The sequence below is a fragment of the Kribbella sp. DT2 genome (genome assembly GCF_049844575.1).
GTDB lineage: Bacteria > Actinomycetota > Actinomycetes > Propionibacteriales > Kribbellaceae > Kribbella.
On sequence record NZ_JBNCLH010000007.1, the window covers coordinates 416084 to 442993 of the forward strand.

General features: G+C 69.6%; 24 protein-coding genes. 13 read left to right on the forward strand and 11 right to left on the reverse strand.

Annotation, left to right across the window (positions count from 1 at the left end):
• Window positions 1-20 precede the first annotated feature (20 nt).
• Window positions 21-1094 carry an LLM class flavin-dependent oxidoreductase gene (locus ACLQ2O_RS29400; RefSeq protein ID WP_425837517.1) on the reverse strand — a complete coding sequence of 358 codons (1074 nt, stop codon included), beginning with the start codon at window positions 1092-1094 and terminating at the stop codon, window positions 21-23.
• A 181-nt stretch (window positions 1095-1275) separates the two neighbouring features.
• Here ACLQ2O_RS29400 and ACLQ2O_RS29405 point away from each other — a divergent pair, with 181 nt between their 5' ends.
• Complete coding sequence (locus tag ACLQ2O_RS29405) at window positions 1276-3210, forward strand: glycoside hydrolase family 76 protein (protein ID WP_425837520.1); 1935 nt, start codon at window positions 1276-1278, stop codon at window positions 3208-3210.
• Between the two features lie 60 nt (window positions 3211-3270).
• Here ACLQ2O_RS29405 and glnA read toward each other — a convergent pair whose 3' ends face one another.
• Complete coding sequence (gene glnA, locus ACLQ2O_RS29410) at window positions 3271-4695, reverse strand: type I glutamate--ammonia ligase (RefSeq protein WP_425837522.1); 1425 nt, start codon at window positions 4693-4695, stop codon at window positions 3271-3273.
• 169 nt (window positions 4696-4864) lie between these two features.
• On the opposite strand from glnA, the gene ACLQ2O_RS29415 reads away from it, so the two are divergent.
• Together ACLQ2O_RS29415 and ACLQ2O_RS29420 are read left to right on the forward strand one after the other, a co-directional pair.
• Complete coding sequence (locus ACLQ2O_RS29415) at window positions 4865-5329, forward strand: RDD family protein (RefSeq protein ID WP_425837524.1); 465 nt, start codon at window positions 4865-4867, stop codon at window positions 5327-5329.
• A 54-nt stretch (window positions 5330-5383) separates the two neighbouring features.
• Window positions 5384-5920: a hypothetical protein gene (locus ACLQ2O_RS29420; protein ID WP_425837526.1), complete on the forward strand. Its 537-nt coding sequence runs from the start codon at window positions 5384-5386 to the stop codon at window positions 5918-5920.
• Window positions 5921-5932: 12 nt separating this feature from the next.
• Here the strand turns inward: ACLQ2O_RS29420 and ACLQ2O_RS29425 are convergent, their stop codons facing one another.
• The 4 genes from ACLQ2O_RS29425 to lipA form a co-directional block, all read right to left on the reverse strand.
• Window positions 5933-7213 (reverse strand): class I SAM-dependent methyltransferase, encoded by a 1281-nt coding sequence (locus ACLQ2O_RS29425; protein WP_425837529.1) that lies wholly within the window; start codon window positions 7211-7213, stop codon window positions 5933-5935.
• 203 nt (window positions 7214-7416) lie between these two features.
• The gene (locus ACLQ2O_RS29430) at window positions 7417-7803 is read right to left on the reverse strand and encodes a VOC family protein (protein ID WP_425837532.1); all 387 of its coding nucleotides are present in this window, start codon (window positions 7801-7803) and stop codon (window positions 7417-7419) included.
• Between the two features lie 83 nt (window positions 7804-7886).
• Window positions 7887-8582 (reverse strand): DUF4191 domain-containing protein, encoded by a 696-nt coding sequence (locus ACLQ2O_RS29435; protein WP_425837535.1) that lies wholly within the window; start codon window positions 8580-8582, stop codon window positions 7887-7889.
• A gap of 33 nt (window positions 8583-8615) precedes the next feature.
• Complete coding sequence (lipA, locus tag ACLQ2O_RS29440) at window positions 8616-9533, reverse strand: lipoyl synthase (RefSeq protein WP_425837831.1); 918 nt, start codon at window positions 9531-9533, stop codon at window positions 8616-8618.
• Window positions 9534-9616: 83 nt separating this feature from the next.
• Here lipA and ACLQ2O_RS29445 point away from each other — a divergent pair, with 83 nt between their 5' ends.
• Window positions 9617-11026: a sensor histidine kinase gene (locus ACLQ2O_RS29445; protein WP_425837538.1), complete on the forward strand. Its 1410-nt coding sequence runs from the start codon at window positions 9617-9619 to the stop codon at window positions 11024-11026.
• An 11-nt stretch (window positions 11027-11037) separates the two neighbouring features.
• A complete protein-coding gene (locus ACLQ2O_RS29450; RefSeq protein ID WP_184805497.1) occupies window positions 11038-11697 on the forward strand; it encodes a response regulator transcription factor in 660 nt (219 codons plus the stop codon).
• On the opposite strand, the gene ACLQ2O_RS29455 is transcribed toward ACLQ2O_RS29450, so the two are convergent.
• On the reverse strand, window positions 11652-12800 hold the full coding sequence (locus ACLQ2O_RS29455; protein WP_425837540.1) for a low temperature requirement protein A: 1149 nt from the start codon (window positions 12798-12800) through the stop codon (window positions 11652-11654). The two genes, ACLQ2O_RS29450 and ACLQ2O_RS29455, sit on opposite strands and share 46 nt — an antisense overlap.
• Before the next feature lie 342 nt (window positions 12801-13142).
• Between ACLQ2O_RS29455 and ACLQ2O_RS29460 the strand changes: the two genes are divergently transcribed.
• The 6 genes from ACLQ2O_RS29460 to ACLQ2O_RS29485 all read left to right on the forward strand — a co-directional run bounded on the left by ACLQ2O_RS29460 (window position 13143) and on the right by ACLQ2O_RS29485 (window position 18482).
• Complete coding sequence (locus ACLQ2O_RS29460) at window positions 13143-13898, forward strand: SDR family oxidoreductase (protein ID WP_425837543.1); 756 nt, start codon at window positions 13143-13145, stop codon at window positions 13896-13898.
• Window positions 13899-13988: 90 nt separating this feature from the next.
• On the forward strand, window positions 13989-14861 hold the full coding sequence (locus ACLQ2O_RS29465) for an RNA polymerase sigma-70 factor (protein ID WP_425837546.1): 873 nt from the start codon (window positions 13989-13991) through the stop codon (window positions 14859-14861).
• Window positions 14861-15253 carry a hypothetical protein gene (locus tag ACLQ2O_RS29470; protein ID WP_425837549.1) on the forward strand — a complete coding sequence of 131 codons (393 nt, stop codon included), beginning with the start codon at window positions 14861-14863 and terminating at the stop codon, window positions 15251-15253. Before ACLQ2O_RS29465 ends, ACLQ2O_RS29470 begins: the two co-directional genes overlap by 1 nt.
• 86 nt (window positions 15254-15339) lie before the next feature.
• The gene (locus ACLQ2O_RS29475) at window positions 15340-16221 is read left to right on the forward strand and encodes an ABC transporter ATP-binding protein (RefSeq protein ID WP_425837835.1); all 882 of its coding nucleotides are present in this window, start codon (window positions 15340-15342) and stop codon (window positions 16219-16221) included.
• Window positions 16218-17396, forward strand: coding sequence for an ABC transporter permease (locus tag ACLQ2O_RS29480; protein WP_425837552.1), 1179 nt, complete (start codon window positions 16218-16220; stop codon window positions 17394-17396). Before ACLQ2O_RS29475 ends, ACLQ2O_RS29480 begins: the two co-directional genes overlap by 4 nt.
• A gap of 120 nt (window positions 17397-17516) precedes the next feature.
• Entirely contained in the window at window positions 17517-18482 is a 966-nt protein-coding gene (locus ACLQ2O_RS29485) for a LysR family transcriptional regulator (protein WP_425837555.1), read from the forward strand.
• Window positions 18483-18531: 49 nt separating this feature from the next.
• Here ACLQ2O_RS29485 and ACLQ2O_RS29490 read toward each other — a convergent pair whose 3' ends face one another.
• From ACLQ2O_RS29490 to lipB, 3 genes are all read right to left on the reverse strand, one after another.
• Complete coding sequence (locus tag ACLQ2O_RS29490; protein WP_425837558.1) at window positions 18532-18888, reverse strand: VOC family protein; 357 nt, start codon at window positions 18886-18888, stop codon at window positions 18532-18534.
• Between the two features lie 128 nt (window positions 18889-19016).
• Window positions 19017-20486, reverse strand: coding sequence for a hypothetical protein (locus ACLQ2O_RS29495; protein WP_425837560.1), 1470 nt, complete (start codon window positions 20484-20486; stop codon window positions 19017-19019).
• 602 nt (window positions 20487-21088) lie between these two features.
• Entirely contained in the window at window positions 21089-21811 is a 723-nt protein-coding gene (lipB, locus tag ACLQ2O_RS29500) for a lipoyl(octanoyl) transferase LipB (RefSeq protein WP_425837562.1), read from the reverse strand.
• A 120-nt stretch (window positions 21812-21931) separates the two neighbouring features.
• On the opposite strand from lipB, the gene ACLQ2O_RS29505 reads away from it, so the two are divergent.
• A complete protein-coding gene (locus tag ACLQ2O_RS29505) occupies window positions 21932-23413 on the forward strand; it encodes a protein kinase domain-containing protein (protein WP_425837565.1) in 1482 nt (493 codons plus the stop codon).
• 96 nt (window positions 23414-23509) lie between these two features.
• The gene (locus tag ACLQ2O_RS29510; RefSeq protein ID WP_425837568.1) at window positions 23510-24676 is read left to right on the forward strand and encodes a DUF222 domain-containing protein; all 1167 of its coding nucleotides are present in this window, start codon (window positions 23510-23512) and stop codon (window positions 24674-24676) included.
• 193 nt (window positions 24677-24869) lie between these two features.
• Here the strand turns inward: ACLQ2O_RS29510 and ACLQ2O_RS29515 are convergent, their stop codons facing one another.
• A complete protein-coding gene (locus ACLQ2O_RS29515; RefSeq protein WP_425837571.1) occupies window positions 24870-25760 on the reverse strand; it encodes a TIGR01777 family oxidoreductase in 891 nt (296 codons plus the stop codon).
• Between the last annotated feature and the right edge of the window lie 1150 nt (window positions 25761-26910).

Below are 26910 nucleotides of genomic sequence, written 5' to 3' on the forward strand. Positions count from 1 at the left end.
GCGTCGAGGGAAACGCGGAGTTACCGGCCGAGCAGCGGCAGGAGCTGGTCGCCGACGCGGACGATCTCCTCGCGGTAGGGGGTGTCGGAGAGGATGAAGTGGGTCAGGCCGAGGTCCTGGTACTTGCGCAGCGACTTGGCGACGTCCTCGGCGGAGCCGACGAGCCAGGTGGTGCCGGCGCCTCCGCCGCCGTACTTGCCGGGGGCGGTGTAGAGGTTGTCGTCGAGCACCTCGCCGCGCTCGGCGAGCTCGAGCAGGCGTTGCTGGCCGACGGCCTTGAAGCGTTTGGGGTTGGTGCCGTGGGTGTCGCGGAAGTTGGTGTCCTGCGCCATCTTCTCGACCTTGGCCTCGGCGTCGGCCCAGGCCTCTTCGGTGGTGTCGCGGATCAGCGTCGTGATGCGGAGGCCGTACTCGAGCGGCTTGTGCTCGCGGCCGAGCTCCTGCTGGAGCCCGTTGAGGCGGTCGATGCGCTCCGCGATGCCGTCGAGCGGTTCGCCCCAGAAGAGCTGCACGTCGGCGTCGGTCGCGGAGACCCGCTCGGCCGCGGGGGACGCGCCGCCGAAGTAGAGCCGCGGGTGCAGGCGTCCTTCCCGTACGACGGGCCGCGTGGCGACGGTCGAGTTGGTGACCTGGAAGTGGTCGCCGGTGAACGTCACGTCCTCCTCGGTCCACAGGCGTCGTACGAGCTGGAGGAACTCCTTGGTCCGCGCGTACCGCTGCGCCTGGTCGCCCTCGCTGTCGCCGTACGCCGCGAGGTTGTCCTGCCCGGACACGATGTTGATCAGTAGTCGCCCGGCGCTCAGCCCGTCGAGCGTGCTCGCCGCGGACGCGAAGTGCGCCGGGTGCCAGTAGCCAGGCCGGATCGCGGCCAGCGGCTGGAACGTCTTGGTGCGCGCGGCCAGCGCCGTCGCGACGGTCAACGTGTCGGGCCGGCCCCAGCCGGTCCCCAGCAGTGCGCCGCCCCACCCGTGCTGCTCGGTCAGCTTCGCGAGGTCGGTCAGCCGGTCGAGGCTGTTGTGCCCGTCGGTGGTGTCGTCGCCCCGGTGTCCGGGCTTGACCTGGTTGGGGATGTACCAGAGGAATTCGAGACTCACGGCGAGACCCTTTCGGCGGGGGAACGACTCAAATGACTGTAATCCACCTGAACTACTGCACTTTGGCTGTCTCATCGTTCGGCATTGACATCGTTGTCCGCGCTGGCGACGATACTGGCGCAGGACGGAAGGAAACGTTTCCAAACTTCGAACCGCCCTGCAGCCTCGAGGAGATCCGCCCATGATCCTGAGTCGTTCACGCGTGCTGCGTACCCTGACGGCCGGCCTGGCGTCGCTGGCCGTCGGGCTGGTGTCGGCACTCCCCGCCGGAGCCGACCCGGGCGGAGGTGCCCACCCGGGCGGAGGTGCCTATCCCGGAGGAGGCGCCGACGGTCCGACCGCGACGGCGCGGGCCCGGGTCGCCGCCGATGTCCTGATGAGCTCGTACGAGCCGGGCAAGGCGTGGTTCCCCTCCAGCTGGTGGAACTCCGCCGTCGCTCTGCAGACCGTCGGTGACTACATGCAGCGCACCGGCGACCGCCGCTACCTGGGGCAGCTGGACAACACGTTCGAGAAGGACAAGGGCGTCTTCCCGGCCGGCTACCTGTCGGGTGATCCGCTGCTCGGCAACTTCACCAGCCGCGCCATCGACGACTCCGAGTGGTGGGCGCTGACCTGGATCCAGACCTACGACCTGACCAAGAACCGCAAGTACCTCGACATGGCGGTCACGATCGCGAAGTACGTCGACGGCTACTGGGACGACACCTGCGGCGGTGGGGTCTGGTGGGACGCCGAGCGGACGTACAAGAACGCCGTCACCAACGGCCTGTGGATCCGGCTCACTGCCGAGCTGCACAACCGGATCCCCGGCGACCGGCACTGGCTCGGTCGCGCGCAGCAGGGCTGGAACTGGTTCACCGGCAGCGGACTGGTCAACGCCGACGGCCTGGTGAACGACGGCCTGAACACCAGCACCTGCCGGAGCAACGGCGAGACGGTCTGGACCTACAACCAGGGCCTGGCGATCGGCGCCGGCCTCGAACTCTGGCGGGCCACCCGGAACCCTCAACTGCTGACCACCGTACGGCGGCTGGCGGACGCGGCGATCGGTACCGGAGGGCTCGCCCCGAACGGAATCCTGGCCGAGTCCTGCGAGGTGCCGGGTAAGTCCTGCGACGACAACCAGAAACAGTTCAAGGGCATCTTCCAGCGCTACTGGATGGACCTGACCGATACCACGCACGACCGGCGCTACCTCGATTTCCAGGCCAGGCAGGCCGCGAGCGTCTGGGACAACGATCGTGACGCGGCCGGGCGGCTCGGGCTGCGATGGTCCGGGCGGACGAGTGAGACCGACCCGAACGTCTTCGACTGGCGCACGCAGGCGAGTGCTCTCAGCGCGCTGATCGCCGCCGTACCGGCGCGGCCGCCGGTACGGTCCCTGTCCGCGACCATGACTCCGGCGCAACCCGTGGTGATGGCCGCGAGTGCTGATGCGACGAAGGTCAAGCTGACGGCTCGGCTCCAGGCCACAGCGCCGGCGGGGCAGCGGATCGCTGCCGACGTACGGGCCTCGGTTCCCACGGGCTGGACCGTGACGCCGCGCCGGGCGACCGTGACCCTGCGCCCGAAGGGCAACGCCGGACCGGCGCAGGCCGAGGTCGAGCTGGAGGTCGCGATCCCCGCCGGTACGGCGGCCGGCCGCTACCCGGTGACCGTGAAAGCGACGTCCGGTCCGCAACTCGCGTTCAGCACGCAGGCCGAGATCCTGGTGGCGCGCACCGTGGACTTCGACACCGGCACCGCGGCCGAGCTGCCCTGGCTGTCGGATGCCGGCGGCTCGCAGAGCAACGGCGTCCAGAACCGTTTCGCCGACGGCAACGCGTACTTCGTCTACCGCTTCCCGTTCCCGTCCGGCACCACGGCGGCGTCAGCGACGCTGACGCTCGACAACGAGTACGTCGTCGACGTGAGCGGCGACGGCCGGCAGTGGACCACCGTGGCGCGGGAGACCCGGCACATCCACGACAGCTCGAACAAGGCCGCGCACACGGTTGACCTGACGCCACACCTCGGCCCGGACAAAACTGCCTACGTACGCATCGCCGACTCCTTCCCGGACGAGGGCTGGGGCGGCCGCCTGTACCACCTCAGCGCGACGTACGCCGGTTAGCGAACAAGCAGCAGGCCCACCCCGCGCGCTGCGGAGTGGGCCTGCTGTGACGGCTACGGATCAGACGTCGTAGTACAGCTCGAACTCGTGGGGGTGGGGGCGGAGCTGGATCGGGGCGATCTCGTGCTCGCGCTTGAAGTCGATCCAGGTCTCGATCAGGTCGGGGGTGAAGACTCCACCCTCGAGCAGGAAGTCGTGGTCGGCCTCGAGGGCGTCGATCACGGCCGGCAGGGAGGTGGGGACCTGGTTGACCGACGCGTGCTCCTCGGGCGGGAGCTCGTAGAGGTCCTTGTCGATCGGGTCGGCCGGCTCGATCTTGTTGCGGATGCCGTCGATGCCGGCCAGCAGCTGGGCGGCGAAGGCCAGGTACGGGTTGGCCGACGGGTCGGGGCAGCGGAACTCGATGCGCTTGGCCTTCGGGTTCGAGCCGGTGATCGGGATCCGGATGCACGCCGAGCGGTTGCGCTGGGAGTAGACCAGGTTGACCGGGGCCTCGAAGCCGGGGACCAGGCGGTGGTAGGAGTTCACCGTCGGGTTGGTGAAGGCCAGCAGCGACGGGGCGTGCTTGAGCAGGCCGCCGATGTACCAGCGGGCGGTGTCGGACAGGCCGCCGTACCCGGACTCGTCGTAGAACAGCGGGTCGCCGTTGGTCCAGAGCGACTGGTGGCAGTGCATGCCCGAGCCGTTGTCGCCGAAGATCGGCTTCGGCATGAACGTCGCGGTCTTGCCGGCGTCCCAGGCGGTGTTCTTGACGATGTACTTGAACTTCATCACGTCGTCGGCGGCGTTCAGCAGCTCGCTGAAGCGGTAGTTGATCTCCGCCTGGCCCGCCGTACCGACCTCGTGGTGGGCCCGCTCGACGATCAGCCCGGAGTTCTCCAGGTGCTTGGTGATGTCGTTGCGCAGGTCGGCGAAGTGGTCGACCGGCGGGGCGGGGAAGTAGCCACCCTTGTAGCGGACCTTGTAGCCGCGGTTGCCGCCCTCCTCGACCCGGCCGGTGTTCCAGGCGCCGGCCACGGAGTCGATGTGGTAGTAGCCCTCGTTCGCCTTGGTCTCGAAGCGGACGTCGTCGAAGACGTAGAACTCCGCCTCGGGCGCGAAGAACGCGGTGTCGGCGATCCCGGTCGACTTCAGGTACTCCTGCGCCTTGCGGGCGATGTTGCGCGGGTCGCGCGAGTACGCCTCACCGGTCAGCGGGTCGTGCACGAAGAAGTTGATGACCAGCGTCTTGTCCTTGCGGAACGGGTCCAGGTACGCGGTCGTCGGGTCGGGCAGCAGCGACATGTCCGACTCGTGGATCTGCTGGAAGCCGCGGATCGACGAACCGTCGAACTGCAGGCCGTCCTCGAAGACCTCGGGACCGAACGACGACACCGGGACGGTGAAGTGCTGCATGATGCCCGGCAGGTCACAGAACCGGACGTCGATGAAAGCGACGCCCTCGTCCTTGACGTAGGCGAGCAGCTCCTCAGCGCTGGAAAACATACATACTCCTCGGGGTGGCTCAGAGATTCATCTGAACGTAGGCCCTGCCGATTACTCGGCCATGACCCCAATGTTTCGCGGATGTTAAGCCCAGCGTGTCCGCGCTGACCCACTGGAGAGGCGGGGGAGGGAGGTGAGAACTCCCAGCCCCGTCCGTAGGCTAGCCACTATGGCATCATCCGCACACCCCGGGACAGGACCCGCCGAAGAGTTCCGGTATCCGGGCAACCGTCTCGGACTGCCCGAGGACGGCCCGGGATCGGTCACCGGCTGGGGCCGCCGGCTGCTCGCGCTGCTGATCGACTGGCTGCTCGCCGGGCTGATCGCGTCGGCGGTCACCGGCAAGCCGATATGGGCCGGTGGCAACGACTACAACACCGCCCAGCTGGTCACGTTCTTCGCGATGTCGGCGGTGCTGGCCGGGCTGGCCGGCTTCACGCTCGGGCACCGGATCTGCGGCCTGCGGGTGATCCGGGTCGGCGCGAACGGCCCCGGCTACACGGCGCAGCCGGGTCTGCTGGCGGGCGTGATCCGCGCGTTCCTGATCTGCCTGGTGCTGCCCGCCGTCGTGTACGACCGCGACCGCCGCGGCCTGCACGACCGCGCCGCGGGCACGATCGTCGTACGCCGGTGACCGCAACCGGCCAGCCCGGTCGCGGCCGTGCCAGGTAGCGGCAAGATGGCAACCATGAAGGTGATCACCGCCACTCTGGCGGCTGCTGTGCTCCTGACCGCCTGCGGCTCTGGGGACGACTCCGGTACGCCGAGTGCGCCGGACGCGAGTGCGACAGCGCCGAGCGCGTCGGCCTCGTCGCCGGTCTCGAGCGACACCCCGAGCCCGACCCCCACGCCGACTCCGACTCCGACTCCGACGCCGAAGCCCACCCCGAAGCCGAAGCCGCCGCCGAAGGCCAAGGACGGGACGAACCTGGCCGCCTGCCGCGACGGCGACTGCATCGTCCAGGTCGGTACCGGGAAGACGACGATCAAGTTCAGCGGCGGCAAACTGGTGATCACGAAGGTGGACGCCAAGTTCGCGCACTTCGTGCTGACCGGGAACTACGGGAGCGGCAACGGGACGCTGGGCGTGTCACCGGTGACGTTCGGTGCCGGGATCAGCGTGATCACCGGCCCGGTCCCGCGGGCGCAGGACCCGTCCGGGCTCACCCTGCGGGCGCCGTACGTCGGCAACGGCCGGGCGATCATCGACCTGCACGTGGTCTAGCGCCACGCCGGTCTAGCGCCGGGTGAGCAGCAGCTGCACGTCGTCCAGGTACCCCGAGCGGAAGCCCGCCTCGGAGTAGGCGAGGTAGAACTCCCACATCCGGCCGAACGTGTCGTCGAAGCCCAGGGCCCTGATGTTCGGCCACTGCTCGACGAAGCGGTTGCGCCAGATCCGCAGGGTGCGGGCGTAGTCCGGGCCGAGCGACCGCAGCACCTGCGCGTGCAGCCCGGTGTGCTGGTTGGTGACGTCCTTGATCACCTTCACCGACGGGATCAGCCCGCCGGGGAAGATGTACTTCTGCACCCAGGTGAACGTGTTGCGGGTGGCGAGCATCCGCTCGTGCGGCATCACGATCGCCTGGACGACGGCGACGCCGTCCGGCGCGAGCCGCCGCTCGATCGCGTCGAAGTAGACCGGCCAGTACCTCTCTCCGACCGCCTCGATCATCTCCACGCTCAGCACGGCGTCGAACTCGCCGATCTGGTCGCGGTAGTCGCGCAGCGCGACCTGGACGCGGTCGCTGACGCCCGCGTCGGCGATCCGGCGCTGCGCGAGCAGGGCCTGCTGGGAGGCGATGGTGATCGCGGTCACCCAGGCGCCGCGCTGGGCCGCACGGATCGCCAGGCTGGCCCAGCCGCAGCCGATGTCGAGCACGCGGGAGCCGGACCGGACCCCGGCCGCGTCGAGGATCGCGTCGAGCTTGTGCAGCTGGGCGGGCGTCAGTTCGTCGTACGACGCGGAGCCGAGATCGGCCAGCGGGTCCGCCGTACCGAAGTAGGCCGCGGAGTAGGTCAGCGTCGGGTCGAGGAACTCCGAGAACATCGCGTTGCTCAGGTCGTAGTGCCGGCTGATGTTCTCCCGGGCGCCGGCCCGGTCGTTCTCCTGCTCGCCGGGCTGGGACTTGGTCACCAGCCAGCGCAGCGACTGTGCCCACTTCGGCAGCAGGTGCCGGTTCGCCTCGTTGTTGAACCGCTCGGCGAACGGGACCAGCAGGTCGGCCAGGTCGGTGCCCGGCTCGGGGTCCCAGTCGCCGGCCAGGAAGGCCTCGCCGAACCCGGACCCGGCGTCCTGACCGAGCCGGTCCAGGAAGGGACCGCTGCGGTGCACGCGCATCGCCGGGCCGCCCAGCCCGTACCGCCGGTTGTCGATCGCGATCGTGGCGGGCAGGTCCTTGGCGATGATCCGGATCGCCGCCAGCGCGCCGGCCCGGCGGACCGGGTTCGATCGGGGCGCCACCAGACTCGGCCAGGTCGTGGCCTCCGGCTGGTGCACCGCCGGCATCACATCGGTCATTTCCTACCCTCGCCCCTAGATCCGTCCTGGCCGCACTCTACGGCCGATCGGCGCAGGCTTGCGGCGACACCAGGCACAGGATTGTCCTCACCCACAACAAACGCCGTCAACGCCCATCGGTTACCCCTCAGATTCCGGCCTGGACCGGTGGCCCCGCGTGCTGGACGGCCGCGGAACGAGTGATCAAGCGCTCGATTGCCCGGTCAGCCTGCCCGCTGGCCGAGGTACAGGTGGTTGCCGTCCGGGTCCTCGGCGCGGGCCTCGCGCTCGCCCCAGGGCTGGTCGGTCGGCTCCTGGGTGATCCGCCCGCCGGCGGACCGGATCGCCGCGACGAGCGCGTCGAGGTCGTCGGTGTAGAGCCAGAGCGCGATCGGCGGGCGGTCCGTCGTACGGCGGCCGATCGTAGGGTGCAGGGCTGGATCGTGCCCGAGACCGACCGACGCCTTGCCGAACTGCACACTCACGTACGCCGGCGCGCCCTCGGGCGGGAACTGGTAGACCAGCTCACCACCGAGCACGTCGGTGTAGAACGGCAGCAGCCGGCCCAGGTCAGCGGTCGTCAGGATCGGGAAGACATCGTCGACAGGCATGGAAAGGCCTCCTCGTTCAGCAGGATCGTTGATCACCTGACGAACGAGAAGGCCTCGAGATCGACAACTGCGCCGAGGGCCGGTCAGCGGCCCTTCATGGCCTGGCGGGCGCCCTTGAGGCTGGTCGGGACCGGCCCCTTCGGCATCGGCACCTGCGGGCGGACCGCGTCGAGCGCCTTCAGCCGCTGCAGCAGGTCGGTGATCTCGGACGGCTGCAGCGCCTGCGGGAGCTTCATCACGTGCTTGGTCAGCTTGCGGATGTCGATCTCGCCCTCACCGTTGCCGGCCGTCACCGTGATCACCGGTGCGCCGCCGGCGACCCGGCTGTGCTTCTTCTGCTCGGCGGTCAGCAGGTTCTTGACCCGGCTGGCCTGGCCCTCGCCGACCAGCACGATGCCCGGACGGCCGACCACGCGGTGCACGATGTCGGCGTTCTTGGTGACCGCGACGGCGGGTGTCACGTTCCAGCCGCGGCGCAGCGTCTGCAGCGCCGAGGCGGCCGCACCGGCCTGGCCCTCGATCTGGCTGTACGCCGCCTTCTCGACCCGGCGGCCGAACACGATCGTGGCGCCGAGGAAGCCGAGCGCGACGCCGAGCGGGATCCAGATCAGCAGCGGGCCGACCAGGAAACCGAGGGCGACGAACACGGCGACCACGCCGAGAAAGATCCCGGCGAGCAGCAGCCCGATCCACGGGTCGGACTTCTTGGTCAGCTGGTACGCCGACCGGATCTGCTTCAGCCGGCTGGTCTTCTCGGCGGGCGCGTCGTTCTTGGCCATCTCTACCTTGTCAATCTCTCGATCGGTCGGGTCCTAAGCATCCTGGGTGGCGGAGGTCATCCGCGACTCCACCGCTTGACGGTACAGCCGACCGGCGCGGTACGACGAACGGACGAGCGGACCGGACAGCACTCCGGCAAACCCGATCTCCTCGCCTTCGGCCTGCAGCTCGACGAACTCCTCGGGACGGACCCACCGCTCGACCGGGTGGTGCCGCACCGACGGGCGCAGGTACTGGGTGATGGTGATGATCTCGCAGCCGGCGCCGTGCAGGTCGGTCAGCGCCTGGCTGACCTCCTCGCGGGTCTCGCCCATGCCGAGGATCAGGTTCGACTTGGTGACGAGACCGTAGTCGCGGGCCTGCGTGATGACGTCGAGCGAGCGCTCGTACCGGAAGCCCGGCCGGATCCGGCGGAAGATCCGCGGCACCGTCTCGACGTTGTGCGCGAACACCTCCGGGCGGGACGAGAACACCTCGGCCAGCTGCTCCGGTACGGCGTTGAAGTCGGGCGCGAGCATCTCGACGCCGGTGCCGGGGTTCAGCGCGTGGATCTGGCGGATCGTCTCGGCGTACAGCCAGGCACCGCCGTCGTCGAGGTCGTCACGGGCGACACCGGTCACGGTGGCGTAGCGCAGACCCATCTTGACCACGGACTCGGCGACGCGTCGGGGCTCGTCGCGGTCCAGCTCCTGCGGCTTGCCGGTGTCGATCTGGCAGAAGTCGCAGCGCCGGGTGCACTGGTCCCCACCGATCAGGAAGGTGGCCTCGCGGTCCTCCCAGCACTCGAAGATGTTGGGGCAGCCGGCCTCCTGGCACACCGTGTGGAGCTCCTCGGACTTCACCAGCGCCTGCAGCTTCTGGTACTCCGGGCCCATCTTGGCGCGCGTCTTGATCCACTCGGGTTTGCGCTCGATCGGGGTCTCCGCGTTGCGCACCTCGAGCCTGAGCATCTTGCGTCCTTCTGGGGCGATCGTCACGCCCTCAAGAGTACGCCGGAGCCCTGGAGGCCCTGCCACCCGTAGGCTGGTGACTTATGTCAAGTCCTCAGCCCGTGCGCGCCGAGCCCGGCACGCCGCCGAAGACCGGGACGACCGTCCAGGGGTGGGTCCGCCCCGGACCGACCGCGAAGGAGCAGCGGTACGACGTACTGCTGGGACTGGTGCTGGCCCTCGCCGGGGTGGTCGGCACCGAGCTGGCCCGCGGCGCGGCGCCGGCGCCGGTCGACCTGGGGATCGGCGGGGTCGAGCCGTACGTGCTGAGCGCGGCCGGCGCCCTGGCGCTGTGCTTCCGCCGCCGCTGGCCGATCCCGGTGCTGGCGATCGTGTCGGTGCTGTTCGTGGTGACGGGGGAGCGGGCGACGTTCGCGTTCACCAGCAACATCGTCACCCAGGCGACCGCGTTCATGGCGATCTACGCGGCGGTCGCGTGGGCCCGGAACCGGCGGCTGATGAAGGTGTCGGTGGCGGTCGTGTTCGTGGCGATGTTCGGCTGGCTGACGCTCGGGTTCGTCCGGGCGCTGCGCACCGACGAGTTCAAGGGCGCCAACGACACCCTGCTCGGGCCGTACGTGTCCGGGGTGGTCATCACGCTCGCGATCAACGTGCTCTACTTCTTCGGCGCCTACTTCTGGGGCCGTACGTCGTGGGGCGTGGCCCGGCAGCGGCACGAGCTGGAGCAGCAGGCCAGCGAGCTGGCCACGCAGCAGCAGGCCAACGCGCGGCGCGCGGTGATCGACGAGCGGCTGCGGATCTCCCGCGAGCTCCACGACGTGGTCGCGCACCACATCAGCAGCATCGGCGTCCAGGCGGGCGGCGCGCGGCGGGTGATGGACAAGAACCCGGACGCGGCGAAGAACGCGCTGAGCGTGATCGAGAACTCCAGCCGGACGGCGGTCAACGAGATGCGCCAGTTGCTCGGCATGCTGCGGGCCGCCGACCCGGAGCTGGACGACGAGCTCGGCGTACCGGCCGGCAAGGCGCCGCAGGCGGGCGCGGACCGGCTGCCGGCGCTCGTGGTCGAGGCGAGCGGCGAGGGGCTGGAGGTCGGGTTCCACCAGATCGGGCAGCCGGCGAAGGTGCCGGAGACGATCTCGGTGTCGGTCTACCGGATCGCGCAGGAGGCCCTGACGAACGTCCGGCGGCACTCGACGGCCCGTACGGCGCACGTCACGCTGCGGTACCTGGAGGATGCGATCGAGGTCGAGGTGATCGACGACGGCCGCCCGAAGCACGCCCCGGTCGGTTCGCGCCTGGGCCACGTCGGCATCCGCGAACGCGTCGCCCTGCTGGGCGGCGAGTCCGAGATCGGCCCCCGCCCGGTCGGCGGCTTCCGGGTGCGCGCGAGAATCCCGCTCGTGCCGGTCCCGACCCCTGAGACCAGTGACACCGGTGAGACCAGTGAGACCGAGCAGCCCGCGCAGGACCGTGAAGGAGCAACGCAGTGAGTGAGACGCCGATGCGGGTTCTGCTGGTCGACGACCAGGACCTGGTCCGGGCCGGTTTCCGGATGATCCTGTCGGTCGAGGCCGACATCGAGGTGGTCGGCGAAGCCTCCGACGGTGAGAAGGCGGTCGAGCTCGCGCTCGAGCTGCGGCCGGACGTCGTGCTGATGGACGTCCAGATGCCCGGCCTCGACGGCATCGCCGCCACCCAGCGGATCGTCGCCGCCGACGCGGGCAAGGTCGTCATCCTGACCACGTTCGACCGCGACGACTACCTGTTCGAGTCGCTCGGCGCGGGGGCCAGCGGGTTCCTGCTGAAGAACACCGCCCCCGAGGACCTGGTCGAGGCGATCCAGGTCGTCCACTCCGGTCACGCCCTGCTGGCGCCCGAGGTGACCCGCCGGGTGATCAAGCGGTTCTCCGGCGGTGGCGAGCGGGTCTACAGGCCGGACCTGGTGGCCGACCTGACCGACCGCGAGCGCGAGGTGCTCGGCCTGATCGCCCGCGGCCTGACCAACACCGAGATCGCCGGGCAGTTGTTCGTCGGCGAGGCGACGGTGAAGACCCACGTCTCCCGCGTCCTGCTCAAGCTCGGCCTGCGCGACCGCGTCCAGGCCGTGGTGTTCGCCTACGAGTGCGGACTGGTCGTCCCCGGCGACGACGCCGCCTCCTGAACCAGCGTCACCGCCACGGCCAGCACGCACACCACAGCAACCAGTACGACGACCAGCGGCCCCCCGGCGTACGGGGCGAGCAGTGGCGCCAGTGCGATCAGCACCACGGCGACGACGCTGGCGCTCAGCCGGAGCGTCGGCCTGGCCAGGAGCGTCCGCGTGACGCCCCAGAGCAGCCCCACGAACAGCGCGGCCGGTGCGGCGACGGCGTACCCAGCGCTGGTGGGCGAGATCGGGAGGTGGTGGCTGGTCTGCTCGACCGCCACCTCCAGCCCGGCGCCGAGCGCAGCGAGTGCGGCGAACAGTCCGAAGTGGCAGTAGCCCCACACGTAGGACCGGTCGCGGCGGCGCTCCAGGCCGTGCCCGGCGGGCTGCAGGAAGTAGAGCCACCACAGGCTGAACAGCAGGACCAGTCCGCCGACCCCGACAACCACCAGTCCGGTGCTGACCTCGGTGGCCCGTACGGCGTTGCTGACGGCCAGGACGCTCTCACCCAGCAGGATGATCGTGAACAGGCTGTACCGCTCCGCGATGTGGTGCGGGTGCCAGCCGGTGTCCCGCCTGCGCTGGGCCCACCACGGCACGGTCAGCTCGAGCGCCGCCAGGCAGACGAAGGTGAGCATGGTGGTCTCCCCGGTCGCCAGCCGGACCAGCCAGCCGACCTGGAGCAAGCTGATCCCAGCGGCGTTGCGGAACGCCGTACGGCGCTCCTCCGGGTTCTCAACCCCTGCGCGGACCCACTGCACGACCTGACCGGAGCGCATGATCACGTACCCGAGCGTGACCAGGCGGAAGTCGGCCTCGGCCGCCGCAGCCGGTACGCCGGCCGCCAGCACCAGGACGCCGCCCATCTGCAGCATGGTGAGCAGCCGGTAGGGCACGTCGTCGGTGTCGTACGCCGACGCGAACCAGGTGAAGTTCATCCACGCCCACCAGATCGTGAAGAACACCTGCAGGAAGCCGGCCAGCTCCTGGTGCCCCTCGGCCAGGCTGTGCGCGAGCTCGGCCGCGGCGGCCGCGACGGCGACCACGAAGGTCAGGTTGAACAGCAGCTCGAGCGGACTGGCGACGCGGTGCTGCTCGTCCGGCCGGCGCGGGCGCATCCGGCGCCGCGCCCAGGTCGGACCTGTACGCCGCCCGACGCACCAGGGCGAGCCTGTCCGCTCTGGGCTCCGGCGGACCGGCCGCCTTCTGAACAGTGCTGCGGGCATGGTGCGGCTCCTGGTGCTGGTCAGCCGGCAGGTGGGCTCCGGGGTTGAGGGGCGGGCTCGACTCCGGCCCGTACCTGCAGCTAAGAGACTCCGGCCCTACCTGCAGCTAAGACAGGACAGCCGCGCAGTCTGTGACCGGCGACTTTCCGCGGCCCCGTCACAGACCGCCGGGCTGTCCTGTCCTAGCTGGTGACCGGGCGGCACCAGGCCGCCCGCAACCACCAGGAGACGGACATGAAGATCGTCGTCATCGGCGGTACCGGGCTGATCGGGTCCAAGCTGATCCGCCGCTTCGCCGCCCACGGGCACGACGCGGTCGCGGCCGCGCCGAGCACCGGCGTCAACACGCTGACCGGTGAGGGCCTGGACGAGGTGCTGACCGGTGCGGACGTGGTCGTCGACGTGTCCAACTCGCCGTCGTTCGAGCCGGCCGCGGTGCTGGAGTTCTTCACGACGTCGACCACGAACGTGCTGGCCGCGGAGCAGCGGGCCGGCGCCGGGCACCACGTCGCGCTGTCGATCGTCGGCACCGAGCGGCTGCCCGGCAACGGGTACTTCGCGGCGAAGATCGCTCAGGAGGACCTGATCGTGAAGTCCGGCGTGCCGTACTCGCTGGTGCACGCGACCCAGTTCTTCGAGTTCACGCTCGGCATCGCCGACGCGGCGACCACCGGGTCGCAGGTCAGGATCGCGCCGGTGAAGTACCAGCCGATGGCCGGCGACGACGTCGCCGACGCGGTCGCCAGGATCGCGGCCGGTACGCCGCTGAACGGCCGCCAGGAGATCGCCGGGCCGGACCAGGTCCGGATGGACGAGTTCGTCCGCGAGGCGTTGGCGCTGACCGGCGACCCGCGCGAGGTGGTCGCCGACGAGCACGCGACGTACTTCGGCTCGGAACTGCGCGAGGGCAGCCTGGTCCCGGAGGGCGACGGCGCCCAGCTGGGACACATCCACTACGCCGACTGGGTCAAGGGCCAGGCGGAACGGTGAGCACGCCTGAGGAAGTCTTGTTCGTGCGTGGCGACGTTCGTCGTCCCGGCCCGGCCGAGGAGTGAAGATAAGCCTGTGGACGGAGCTGCGGTGAACGAGGCGGACGACCTGGAGGAGGCCGCGCGGGTCTTCAACGAGCTGCGGCCGCGGCTGTTCGGCATCGCCTACCGGATGCTGTCCAGCGCGACCGAGGCCGAGGACCTGGTGCAGGACGTCTGGCTGCGCTGGCAGATCTGTGACCGCAGCGTCGTGGCCAACCCCGCGGCGTACCTGGCGACGGCGACGACCCGGCTGGCGATCAACGCGGCCCAGTCCGCCCGGGTCCGTCGCGAGACGTACATCGGGCCGTGGCTGCCCGAGCCGGTGGACACCAGCGCCGACCCGCTGCTCGGTGCGGAGCGCGGGGAGGCGCTGGAGTTCGCCGTACTGATTCTGCTCGAGCGGTTGTCGCCGAACGAGCGGGCGGCGTACGTACTGCGGGAGGCGTTCGACTACCCGTACCCGCAGATCGCGGAGATCCTGCAGCTCAGCGAGCCGGCCGTGCGCCAGCTGGTCAGCCGTGGCCGCAAGCGGGTGACAGGCGAGCGCCGTACGCCGGTGGACGAGGCCGAGCAGCGCCGCCTGCTCAGTGCCTTCGTCAGCGCGGCCCGGACCGGCGATCTGGTCGCACTGGAGAGCCTGTTCGCCGCGGACGTGTCCAGCTACTCCGACGGCGGTGGGATCGTCCGGGCCTCCAGGATCCCGGTGCATGGAGTGGAGCGGGTCGCCAAGTACTACAGGGCGTTCGCCAAGCGCTTCTGGGCCGGCGTCGAGGTGGAGATCGCCACGGTCAACGGCTCGTCCTCGGCCGTGCTCCGGCTGGACGGCCAGGTCATCGCGGCCGTCACCGTGGTCGCCTCGTCCGAGGGCATCGACCGAATCTACTGGCAGATGAACCCGACCAAGCTCGCCGGGGTGGGCTGATGATCGACCACCTCGTCGCGGCCCTGCGGTCGGGACAGGTGGAACCCCTGCTCGCACCCGGCGCCGTACTGGTCTCCGACGGCGGCGGGCAGGTCGCCGTTCCGCTGCAGCCTGTCCACGGCGTCCGGGAGATCGCCCGGGTGATCACCGTGCACTGCACCCGCCCCGGCGCGGACCTGTCCGTCGTACGGGCCAACGGCCGTCCGGCGATCGTCGTACGGCGCTCAGGGCGGGCCCAGGCCGTGCTCTGCCTGGACGTCGCCGACGAGGTCGTCACCCACCTGTGGCTGATCCTCAACCCGGCCAAGCTCACCGCCTGGCACTGTGACGTCCCTCCTCCGGATGACACCGGTGATCACACTGCGGACCGACGTGCTGACGCTTCCGGCTGACTAGCGTTGGCACCACTCCCAGCAAAGGGAGTGGCCGGGCGTGGGCCCGGCCAGGGGGCCGAAGCAGCAGAGGAACGGTGAACGGGATGCTGAGCGTTGCTGGGCTGACCCGGCGGTTCGGTGATCACCTCGCACTCGACGACGTGACGTTCGACGTCGTCCCGGGGCGGATGACCGGTTTCGTCGGGGCCAACGGAGCCGGTAAGACGACAACGATGCGGATCGTGCTCGGGGTGCTCGCACCCTCCGCGGGGCAGGCGCTGTGGAACGGCGCACCACTGACCCACGCGATCCGCAGCGACTTCGGCTACATGCCGGAGGAGCGTGGCCTGTACCCGAAGATGAAGATCCGCGACCAGCTGGTCTTCTTCGGACGGCTGCACGGCCTCGACCCGCAGCACGCGGGGGAGCGGACCGACAAGATCCTCGACCGGCTCGGCCTGACCGAGCGGTCCGGCGACACGCTGGAGACGCTCTCGCTGGGTAACCAGCAGCGCGTCCAGATCGCCGCCGCGCTGGTGCACGAGCCGATCGCGCTGGTGCTCGACGAACCGTTCAGCGGCCTCGACCCGCTGGCCGTCGACGCGATGGTCGACCTGCTCCGCGAGGAGGTCACGCCGGAGGTGCCGGTGCTGTTCTCCAGCCACCAGCTCGAACTGGTCGAGCGCCTGTGCGACGACCTGGTCGTCCTGTCCCGCGGCAAGGTCGTCGCGGCCGGGTCGGTGGCGTCGCTGCAGGCCGGCTCCAGTACGACGTACCGGCTGGTGACGGATGTCGACGCGGGGTGGCTGCGCGACGTGCGCGGCATCAAGGTACGCGACGTGGACGGCTCGTCCGGGCTGTTCGACGTGGTCGACGCGGGCCAGGAGCAACTTGTACTGCAGCAGGCGATGAGTCGCGGGCAGGTGCTCGAGTTCGGGCCCGAGCGCGTGGCGTTGAGCGACGTCTTCCGGGAGGCGACTCGATGAACGACCAGAAGCAGGGATTGCGGCACCCGTGGCAGCTGGTGGCGCTGCGGGAGATCAGCACGAAGCTGCGGGACAAGACGTTCATCGGCTCGACGCTGTTCATGCTGGTCGTGGTGATGCTGGCCGTGATCGTGCCGGCGCTGATCGCCGGCAACGGCTCGCCGGACAAGATCGCGGTCACCGACGACGCCGGCGCGCGGATCGTCCAGGCCGCCGACCAGTTCAACGGCGACGACGGCATCGAGTCGATCCGCGTCGCCGACCGCGCCGCGGCCGAGCAGGCCGTCACCTCCGGCGACGCGAAGGCGGCGCTGCTGCCGGCCGACAACGGGTACGTCGTACTCGGTGACGACCAGGTCGACAGCGGGATCCAGAACGCGCTGCGCGAGGCGGTGACCAACCTCGGGATGTTCGGCAACGCCGCCAAGGCGGGGCTTACGCCCGAGCAGTTGCAGGCCGGTACGACGGTGCAGGAGCAGCTGCTGAACCCGGGACCGCTGCCCGAGATCGTGGCCGAGTTCGTCAACATCGGACTCGCGCTGGCCTTCTACATGACCGCGCTCGGCTTCGGCATGATGATCGCGCAGAGCGTCGTGCAGGAGAAGGAGAGCCGGGTGGTCGAGATCCTGGCCGCCGCGATCCCGATCCGGGCGCTGCTGTGGGGCAAGGTGGTCGGCAACACGGTGATGGCGATGACCCAGATCGTGGTGATCGCGGCCGCGTCGCTGATCGGGCTGCTGGTCACCGGGCAGGCCGACATCCTCGAGGTGATCGCACCGGTCGCGGGCTGGTTCGTGGTGTTCTTCGTGCTCGGCTTCGTGGCGCTGGCCGGGCTGTGGGCCGTCGCCGGCTCGCTGGCCACACGGCAGGAGGACCTCGGCTCGACGACGCTGCCGGGGCAGATGATCCTGATGATCCCGTTCTTCTTCTCGGTCTTCGCCGGGGGAACGGCCAAGACCTGGGCGTCGTTCGTGCCGATCGCGTCGTCGATGGCGATGCCGGGGCGGATGCTGACCGAGGACGTACCGCTGTGGCAGCCGCTGGTGGCGATCGGGCTGCTGCTGATCGCGACGGTGCTGATCATCCGGCTCGGGGCGATGCTCTACGAGCGGACGCTGCTGCAGACGGGGCGCAAGCTCGGCTACCGAGAGGCACTGGCGCTCAAGCCGTCCTGACGTACGAGGTTACCTATCGTCACAGCCGGGCAAACGTTACAAGGTTTTGCCCGGCTGTGACGTAACCGCAACACGCGTCAACTGTGTACTGCGGCGTAACCTCGACTACGGTCCCAATGCATGAACGTCGAGCTGCGCCACCTGCGGGTGGTGGTCCTGGTGGCAGAAGCGGGGTCCGTGGGTCGGGCCGCCCGCTGGATGAAGGTGAGCCAACCGAGCCTGACCGCGCAGCTGAAACGGATCGAGTCGGCGTTCGGCGGAGAGCTGTTCGAACGCTCCCGCACCGGCGTCACCCCGACCCCACTCGGCCGGTACGCCGTGGACCGGGCCCGCGCGATCCTCGTCGACGTCGACCACCTGTCCGCGACGGTGTCGGCGATGACCGCCGTCGAGTCCAGCGCGGTCCGGCTCGGTGGCTTCCCGACCGCGCCGATGTCCGGGATCGCGTCCCGGCTGCGCGACCACGGCGAGATCGAGCAGGTCAGCATCGAGGTCGAGTGGTCGACCAGCGTGCTGCTGCAGCAGCTGGAGAGCGGTCGGCTCGACTTCGCGCTGCTGCGCGAGTTCCCCGGCTTCGAGCTGCGGCTGCCGACCGGCGTCGATGCGTGCACGATCGTCGAGTCCGAGTCGGCGTACGTCGTGATGGCCGCCGACCACCCGAAGGCGATCGCGAGCCGCCACCGCGCCGACATCGACCTCGCCGACCTGGCGGGGGAGGAGTGGATCGGCGAACCCCCGGACGACAGCGGCTTCCACGTCCTGTTCCGCGCCTCGTGCGAGCAGGCCGGCTTCACGCCGCGCATCGAGCACCACTCGGTCGACACGTCGGTCCTGATGGGCTTCGTGACCAGCGGCCAGGGCGTCGCGCTGATCTCGCCCACGTCGTACCGGATGCTCTCCAGCGACGTCACCACCCGCCCGCTGGCCGGCGACCCGATCCACCGGCGCCTCCTGGTCGCGTGGAGCACCGACTCACCGCGCGCCCAGATGGCCTCGGACGTCTGCCAGATGGCCATCCACGCGTACGACGAGGCCTTCGCCGAACACGCCCGCTGGGGCCAGCACCAGCGCATGCACGTGGCCTGATCGGACGCCGGCGGGGGAGCGCCTGGTTCGCGCCCTCGCCTGATTCGTTCTACTCGCTCCGCCGGCCCAGGATGCAGAACTCGTTGCCTTCGGGGTCCGCGAGAACGACCCACGACGGATTCTCGCCCTGCCCGATGTCGACCCGCTGCGCGCCGTGCGCCACCAGCCGCGCCACCTCGGCATCCTGGTCGTCCGGCCGGAAGTCGAGGTGCAGCCGGCTCTTCGACTTCTTGGCCTCCTCGAGCCGGACGAAGTCCAGCCCCGGCATCCGATCAGCCTCCGGGCGAATCTCGAACTCGTCGTCAGAGGCGTACACCACCACCCAACCGAGCGCCTCGGCCCACCACTTTCCCAGCGCCGCGGGGTCGGCCGAGTGAACAATCACCTGTTCCCATTGCAAACTCATACGGCGACCCTATCGCCGCCCAGCCTTCGAAATCCTGGCGTTTTCTTGGTCCGGCAGGCGGCCCCCAGGTAACGCAAAAGAGACCCGGCCGCGCCTGCGACCGGGTCTCTCTCTAGTAATGCTTGCCGTCAGGCTCCAGCAGGCCGGAACTGCCCGACGAAGAACTCCCCGGTGTCCTCGGGATCATCCATCCGCTCCCGGTACTGCTGCCCAACCTCTTCCTTGGGCCGCACAAACGACTGCTGGCCGTGGTTCTTGGGGGGTTCAGCCCTGGGAGCCTCAGCAGGCGGAGCATCCGCCTTGGGGTCCTGCGCCTTGGGCTCGTCCGCCTGCGGAACCTCGGCTTGCGGAGCCTGGGCCTGGGGAGCCTCAGGCTGCGGAGCCTCAGGCTGCGGCGCTGCCGCTTGCGGCGAGCCGCCACCCACAGGCCCACCAGCACCCGCGGTCAGCCCAACAGCAGTAGCCCCCGCCGTCGGCGCAACCGGCGGTTCATCATCCTCGTCGTCCTCAACAGCCTCCGGCGCCTGAGCAACAGGCACCTGCTGCGTCGCATCCCGATCCACCGGCACCTGCACCTGCTGCGTCGCATCCGAGTCAGCAGCAACTACCTGCGTCTCGTCGGCCCGCGGGTTCTCGCCCGCACCAACAACCTGAGTCTCATCCGCCCGCGGGCTCTCACCGGCGGCAGCAAACTGGGTCTCGTCAGCCGGCAGGTTCTCACCCGTGCCGACCCCCTGAGCCTCGTCAGTCCGCGGGTAATCGCCCACGGCAACGACCTGGGTCTCGTCAGCCCGCCCACTCTCGCCGGCCGCGACAACCTGCGTCTCGTCCGGGTCCACAGCCTGCGCCTCAACCTGCTGCGCCTCAGCCTGCTCCGGCGTCCCCGGCACGGTCTGGCCGGCATCGTTGCCTACCGCACCGACCACCGCCGTGTTCTCTGGCTCCGCCCGCTCGGCCCGCGCATCCGGCTCGGCGAACTGCATCGTGTGCTCATCGGCCTGACTCCGCGGCTGCACCGGCGCCGGTTCGTCCTCGAACAGGTCGTCGTAACTCGTGTTCCCAAAGTTCTGGAACCGATTCTCCGCGGCGGGCGCATACTCAGCAGCAGCCACCGGCGGCGCGTACACCGCAGCAACCTCAGCCTCCTGCTGCGCCTGCGCGATCTCCTGCTCCCGCTGCCGCCGCTCGGCCTCAGCCCGCTCGCGCCGGCGCCGCCGTACCGACTGCACGATCAGTTGCACCGCGTACACCAGCGAGATCACCGCCAGGATCGGCACCACGCCGTTCAGCGTGTACGCCTTGATCCCGTCGATCATGCCGGTGGTCACCCCCGGCACGTCGTTCAGGAAGTTCGTCGTCCGGTTGGGGATCCAGTGCACCGCGTAGATCATCGCGCCGAACGTCAGCGCGGCACCGAGCGCGGCCGCTCCGGAGAAGTACGACACCACGGCCCAGAAGATCAGCGCTCCGATGCCGTAGGCAAGCGCCATCTCCTTTGCGTTCAGCTCGATCCCGCCGTCGGCAGTCAGCACTCCGAACGCGGCCGGACCCGCCAACGCCACGATGATCCCGAGAAGGAAACCAAGGAATTTGGACACCTCCCCACCGTAGCGACGTTTCCCCCACAGACAGCGACGACACTTCGGCACCCCACCGGACCTTCACCTACAGCCCGTCACCGCCACAAATCCCCACGTACGAGGGCGAACAGCCATCCCCCGCGCCCTACCGGCAACAATCCACCCGCCCCAACCCACCCGACCGTACGAACGACCAACCTCACAAGTAGTCGCTGTTTACGGCGTACAACCAACTCGCCCGAACCCATGAAGAACCCAACCCCACGTACTGACGGCATCCGGCCACCTCGACCCGAACCGACGAAACACCAACCCACCCGCATCAAACGCCGAGGCGCCAGCCAGCCCGCGCAAACCCGACGAGGCACCACCCACCCGCAGCAGACGTCGAGACACCAGCCGGCCTGCGCAACCTGAACACCCGCCCCACCCGCAGCAGACGCCAGAGGCGAGCCAGCCCGCGCAATCCCTCGAACACCAACCCGCCCGCCGCAGCCCCCAGGCACCAACCCGACCGCCGCAGACCCCCAGGCACCAACCAGCCCGTGCACCCCGCGAAACACCAACCCAGCCGCAGCAACTGCCAACTGCCCGGGGACCAACCAGGCCCACGCAACCGCCTACGGAGTAACAGCCAGCCCGTAAGTGATCCCCGTCGGCGCCGGCTCAACGTGTTCCAGGTCAGGCGTCCGCTCGTACTCGTCCCACGCCAGCATCCGGTCCAGCTCCCGCCGCACCGACGCCAGCACCTCGGTCACACGCACGTCCCGCCCAAGCTCCTTGGACAGCGTGGTCACGTCCGCGTCCGAGATCCCGCACGGCACGATCCGGTCGAACCACGCCAGATCGTTGTCACAGTTCAGCGCGAACCCGTGCATGGTCACGCCGTGCGCCACCCGGATCCCGATCGCCGCGATCTTCCGCTCGCGCCCCCGCTCGTCGGCCGGCACCCACACCCCGCTCCGCCCCTTGACCCGCCCAGTCCGTACGCCGAGCTCAGCACACACAGCGATCAAGGCCTCTTCAAGCCGCCGCACGTAGTCCACGACGTACACGTGCGAAGCCAGCTTCACGATCGGGTACCCCACGAGCTGCCCCGGCCCGTGCCACGTGATCTTCCCGCCCCGGTCGACGTCCACCACCGGCGTACCGTCCATCGGCCGCTCGTGCGGCTCGGTCCGCTTGCCGGCCGTGTACACCGGCGGGTGCTCGAGCAGGATCACCGTGTCCTCGCCGGTGCCCTCGGCAACCGCGGTGTGCAGCCGCCGCTGCTCTTCCCACGCCTGCTCGTAGTCAACCGCCTCGGCACCGAATCCGGCCTCGACGTACTTGATTGCTCTCACGCGTTCGAGTGTATGCCTCGCGCCGTTTCCCACGTCGCCCACCATCCACAGCCCTCCCGCCCCCACCTGGCCTGTGGATAACTCAACGGCCGTCAGCAGCGATTCGTGCACCCTCTTGGCATGGCACTCGACGACATCGCCGGCTACAGCTTGCGCCGGAAGCTCGGGTCCGGATCGGCCGGCACCGTCTGGCTGGTCCGCGCTCTCGCCTCCGGCCGCCACGCCGTCCTCAAACGCATCCCCAGACCGACTGTTACCGATCCCGCCGTCTTCGAGCGGGACCTGACCGCCCTGCTCGCCATCAACCACCCGCACATCGCCCGCCTGATCGAAGTCCGCCAGTCCGAGTCCGACTGGCTGCTCTTCGGCCAGCACGTCCCCGCCGGCAACCTGACCGCTCTCCTGGGCCGAAGAGGAGACCTATCTCTAGGCGAGCTGGTCACCCTGATCAGCCCGCTGGCCGAAGCCCTTTCCATCCTCCATCACAAAGGCCTCCACCACGGTCGCCTGACCCCCGCCAACATCCTCTTCGACGCCGACGGCCGCCCAGTCATCACCGACACAGCCCTCCGCTCCCAACACCCCACCACCACTCGGGCCGACGACCTGACGGCCCTGTCCGACCTCACCCAACTGGCCGCCGGCACCACCACTGCGTTCCCCGCCACCCTCTTCACCAACACCACAGCGCCAGCCCTGGCCCGCAAAGTGCTCGACCTGTCCCCACCAACCCCTCTCAACCTCGCCTTCCCCGACCGCTCCGCCCCAGCCCCCGCTCCACCCCCAACCACTCCCTCCAAGCCTCTTCTCACCCCAAGGCCGGCGCCCACCCCGGCCCCAGTCCCCGACACCCCACACACGACCCCCGCCATCCAGTCCCGCCGTCCCCACAACCGCCGCAAGTCCCGCCGAGACACCACCCGCCGAGCCCGCCGCGACAACACCAACCGCCTCAACCAGATCCTCGCCAGCACCACCCACCGAGCCCCTCGCTCCCGCCGTACGGCCTACGGCGTCCTCGCCGCCTCAGCATTAGCAGCCCTCGTCGTCACAGCCCTGGCTCTCACCACCCTCGGCATCCTCGACACCCCCACCACCAACCCGGCCGCCGCCGCACCTCCGACGCCGTCAACAACGACCTCGGCAACCCCGACCAAACCCACCACCCCGACCAAACCCACCACCCCAACCCTCACGACGCCTGCGGCCCCACCCTCAACCGACCCCAAAACCTGGCGAACAACCCTCGAATCCCTGGACCAACGCCGAGCCCACGCCTTCTGGACCCTCAACCCCGCCGAGCTCGACGCCGTCTACCAACCCGGCAGCCACCCCTGGACCGCAGACCGCGCAGCTTTAGCCACCTACCGATCCCAAAAGCTCCGAATCGCCAACCTCCGCGTCCAGATCCAGCACGTGACCCAAGAGCCCACCCCCGGCCCCACCGTCACCCTCCGAGTCACCGACCGCCTGGTCTCCGCCACAGCCCTGACCCCCACCGGCCACCGAACCCAGTTGCCACCCGGCCCAGCCACCACCCGCCGAATCACGCTCACTCCCACCGGCAAGACCTGGCGCATCACCACCATCACCCCCGCCTAGAACCCCTTGTCCACAAGGCAATTCCCTCAAGAACTGTCGGCGCTACCCAGGAGAATGATCCGTATGCCCCCTTGCGACGAGCGACCTCCGTGGTCGATGACCGGCAGCGAAATGCTGTCGGCACTCGACGCCGTCCAGTCCCAGATCGCCCAGCTCCAGACCTACCGCCTGCAGCTCCTGTCAGCCCTCGACGCCACCGGCCACGCCGCCGAGATCGGCGCCCGAGACACCGTCCAGCTGATCGCGGTCCGCCACCGCCTCGACGCCGCCGAGGTACGCCGCGATCTCCGCCTGGCCAAAGCGCTCCCGAAGTACCCGGAAGTCCAAGCCGCCCTCCACCACACCCCCGAAACAGCCGGCGCCGTCCTGCACCCAGCCCAAGCCGAAGCCATCGTCACCACCCTGGAACGCATCCCCGCTTCGGCGATGATCCCGGCCGAGAACCTCGAGGTCGCCGAACACGAACTCGTCCGCTCCGCCCAGTTCCTGTGTCCTGCAGACCTCCGCAAACTCGGCAAGCAGGTCCGCGACACCCTCGACACCGACGGTCCCGAACCGCCCGAGGTCCGGGCCCTGGCCGCGGAGACTCTCTGGCTGAAACGCGGCGAACTAGGCGTCGAGTTCGGTGGCTACCTCGCCGGCGACAACGCCGAACTGTTCCAGACCCTGATCTTCGCCGGCGCCAAACCCCACCTGACGCCCGACGGTGCCCGCGACCTCCGCGGCCGCGGCAAACGCCAGGCCGACGCCCTCACCGCCGTCCTGACCACCGCCGCAGCCACCGGGACGGCAGTCCCCGCCCACGGCGACATCAAGCCCCACGTCACCGTGACGATCGACCTCGACGACCTGACCGCAGGCACCGGCGTCGGCACTCTCGCCTCAGGCGTAACCTTGTCCACCAGCGCCGTACGCCGCCTGGCTTGCGACGCAGGTGTCATCCCCCTGGTCCTCGGCTCCAACTCCGAACCCCTCGACGTCGGGACCGAACACCGCTTCGTCACCCGAGCCATCCGCCAAGCCCTGAACGCCCGCGACAAAGGCTGCGTCATCTGCCAAGCGCCACCCGCGATGTGCGAAGCCCACCACCTGACGCACTGGGTCAACGGCGGCCGTACCGACATCACCAACCTCGCCCTGCTCTGCAAGGCCCACCACATCGACGTCCACCAAGCCCACTGGACCATCTCCATGGACAACGGACGTCCCCAAGTCACCCGCCCCACCTGGGCCAGTCCGCCGAACCCGCCCAAGCCCCCGTAAGCCCATCACCTCACCCACGCCGACGAGCGCGCGCAACCCGGCTTGCCCAGATCGCACGGCCACTCCACCCTGCCCGCAGAACCGTCAGCCAGAGGCGAGCCAAGGCGGCAGGCGATGCCGGCTGTGCAGAGGACCGACCGGGCGCTCGCCAGTTCCGTGCGACCACTGCGAAGCAGCACCCACCTCGTCCCTGTTAGTGGGCAAGCGCTGCGGATACGGCTTGCTGGGGAGTCGGGTGGCTGAAGGTGAAACCGGTGGTCTGCAGCGCGGTGGGGAGAGCTCGCTTGCTCCCGAGGAGCTCCCAGGCGAACTCACCCAGAAAGGTGGTCATCACCGCAGCAGGGACGGGCACGAGTGCAGGACGGTGGAGTTGGGAGGCCAGCGATCTGGTGAAGGTTCGATTGGTGATCGGGGTAGGGAGCGTGATGTTGACCGGGCCCTCGACGGCGTCGTGTTCGGCGGCATGACGGACGGCCCGAAGCCAGTCGGGGAGCGAGACGACCGGGAAGTACTGGGTACCGGAGCCCAGGCGTCCGCCCACACCCAAGCGAAAGGGAAGAGCCAAAAGCTGGAACGCGGGCGCTTGGCGCCCCAGGACCACACCGGTGCGGAGGCTGACCACTCGGCAGCCGGCCTCGCGGGCGGGCGCAGCGGCCCCTTCCCACACACGGACGACATCGGCGAGAAAGCCCTCACCGAGCGGCGAAGCCTCGGTGAGGATGTCATCGCCACAGTCCATGCCGTAGCCACCGATCCCGCTCTGCGTCAGAAACACAGGCTTGCTGTCGAGCTGAGCAGCAGCCTCCGCGAGAGTGGCCGTAGTCCGGACCCGACTCTCACGAATGGTCTTGCGATACACCGGCGTCCACGGCCGCCCGATGTTCGCGCCGGCAAGGTTGACGATGACATCAACACCGGCAAGCCCCGTGAGATCGAGCTGACCGGCCGCCGGGTCCCACTCCAGCTCGTCCGACGAGACCGGCGTACGACGTACCAACCGCGTGACTTGGTGGCCGGCAGCAAGGAGGTCACGCGCAAGCGCAGTACCGAGAAAGCCAGACGCACCGGCCAGAACGTACTTCATCGCCAACCTCCGATAGAAAGTCCGACCCGCTAGGACCGTACGAGTAAGCAGGTGCCGAGAACAACTTGGGTCCCCAGCGGGTGGCCGAAAGCGAGGTGGCCGCTGCCCGTGCCGCTTGCGCTACGCGTGCCGGTGCCGAGCGCGCCCGAGACTATCCAGCTCCATCCGGCGCCGGTCCCGGTGCCCGGTGCCCGGTGCCGGTGCCGGTGCCCGGTGCCCGGTGCCCGGTGCCCGGTGCCGGTGCCCGTGCCGGTGCCGGTGCCGTGTCCGTGCCCGTGCCGGTGCCGGTGCCGGTGCCGTGTCCGTGCCCGTGCCGGTCCCGTGCCCGTGCCGGTCCCGTGCCCGTGCCGGTCCCGTGCCGGTCCCGTGCCCGTGCCGGTCCCGTGCCGGTCCCGTGCCGGTCCCGTGCCGGTCCCGTGCCGGTCCCGTGCCGGTCCCGTGCCGGTCCCGTGCCCGGTGCCCGTGCTGGTGCCGGCGCCTCCCCAGCCGGGCAGCCGCACCCCGCTCCGAACGCCCTCAGGGCCAGTTCCCGACGGGGGGACGCTCGAGCCGGTTGGGCATGCCAGCGCGCTGACTGCTGGAAGCCCTGGGGACTCATGACCGTCAGCCGTAGGTCGGAGGCATCGACCAGCCCTGAACGAGGTCCAGCAACGCTTCAGTGACGGCGGCGTCGCCGGCTGGGCATCGCGCGCAGCTTAGGAGTTGCCGGTGCAGCTGCTCGATCCGAGAAGAGCAGCAGCGTCTGCGCAGGCGGATCGCCGCGACGCTGGCCGCGCTCGCCGAACTTGTCGGCGCTTGCACTAGACGATCTGCGCTGCAAACGCGGCGACCCGCTCCAGGCCGTTGTGCCCGAGCGGGTCGGCTGCGATCGGTTGGGCGGTCGCCAAGGCCGAACCATCCAGCGGGCTGACTGACCTGACGCGACCGCTGGAGCGGCTCCGAGTTGGGCGGCTCAGCACCCTACCAAAGACCGAACGCCACGCTGAGCCAGCGCAACCACTGCTGCCTCAGCTCGAACCAGCGGTAAAACGCCGAGCGGGGGCTGAGCACCACACCGAGGACCGGATGCCGAGCTGGGCCACGTCGTAGCTGCTTCAGCGTCACACCGACGGTCAGACGCTGAAGCACCGTACCGAGGACCTGACTTCGA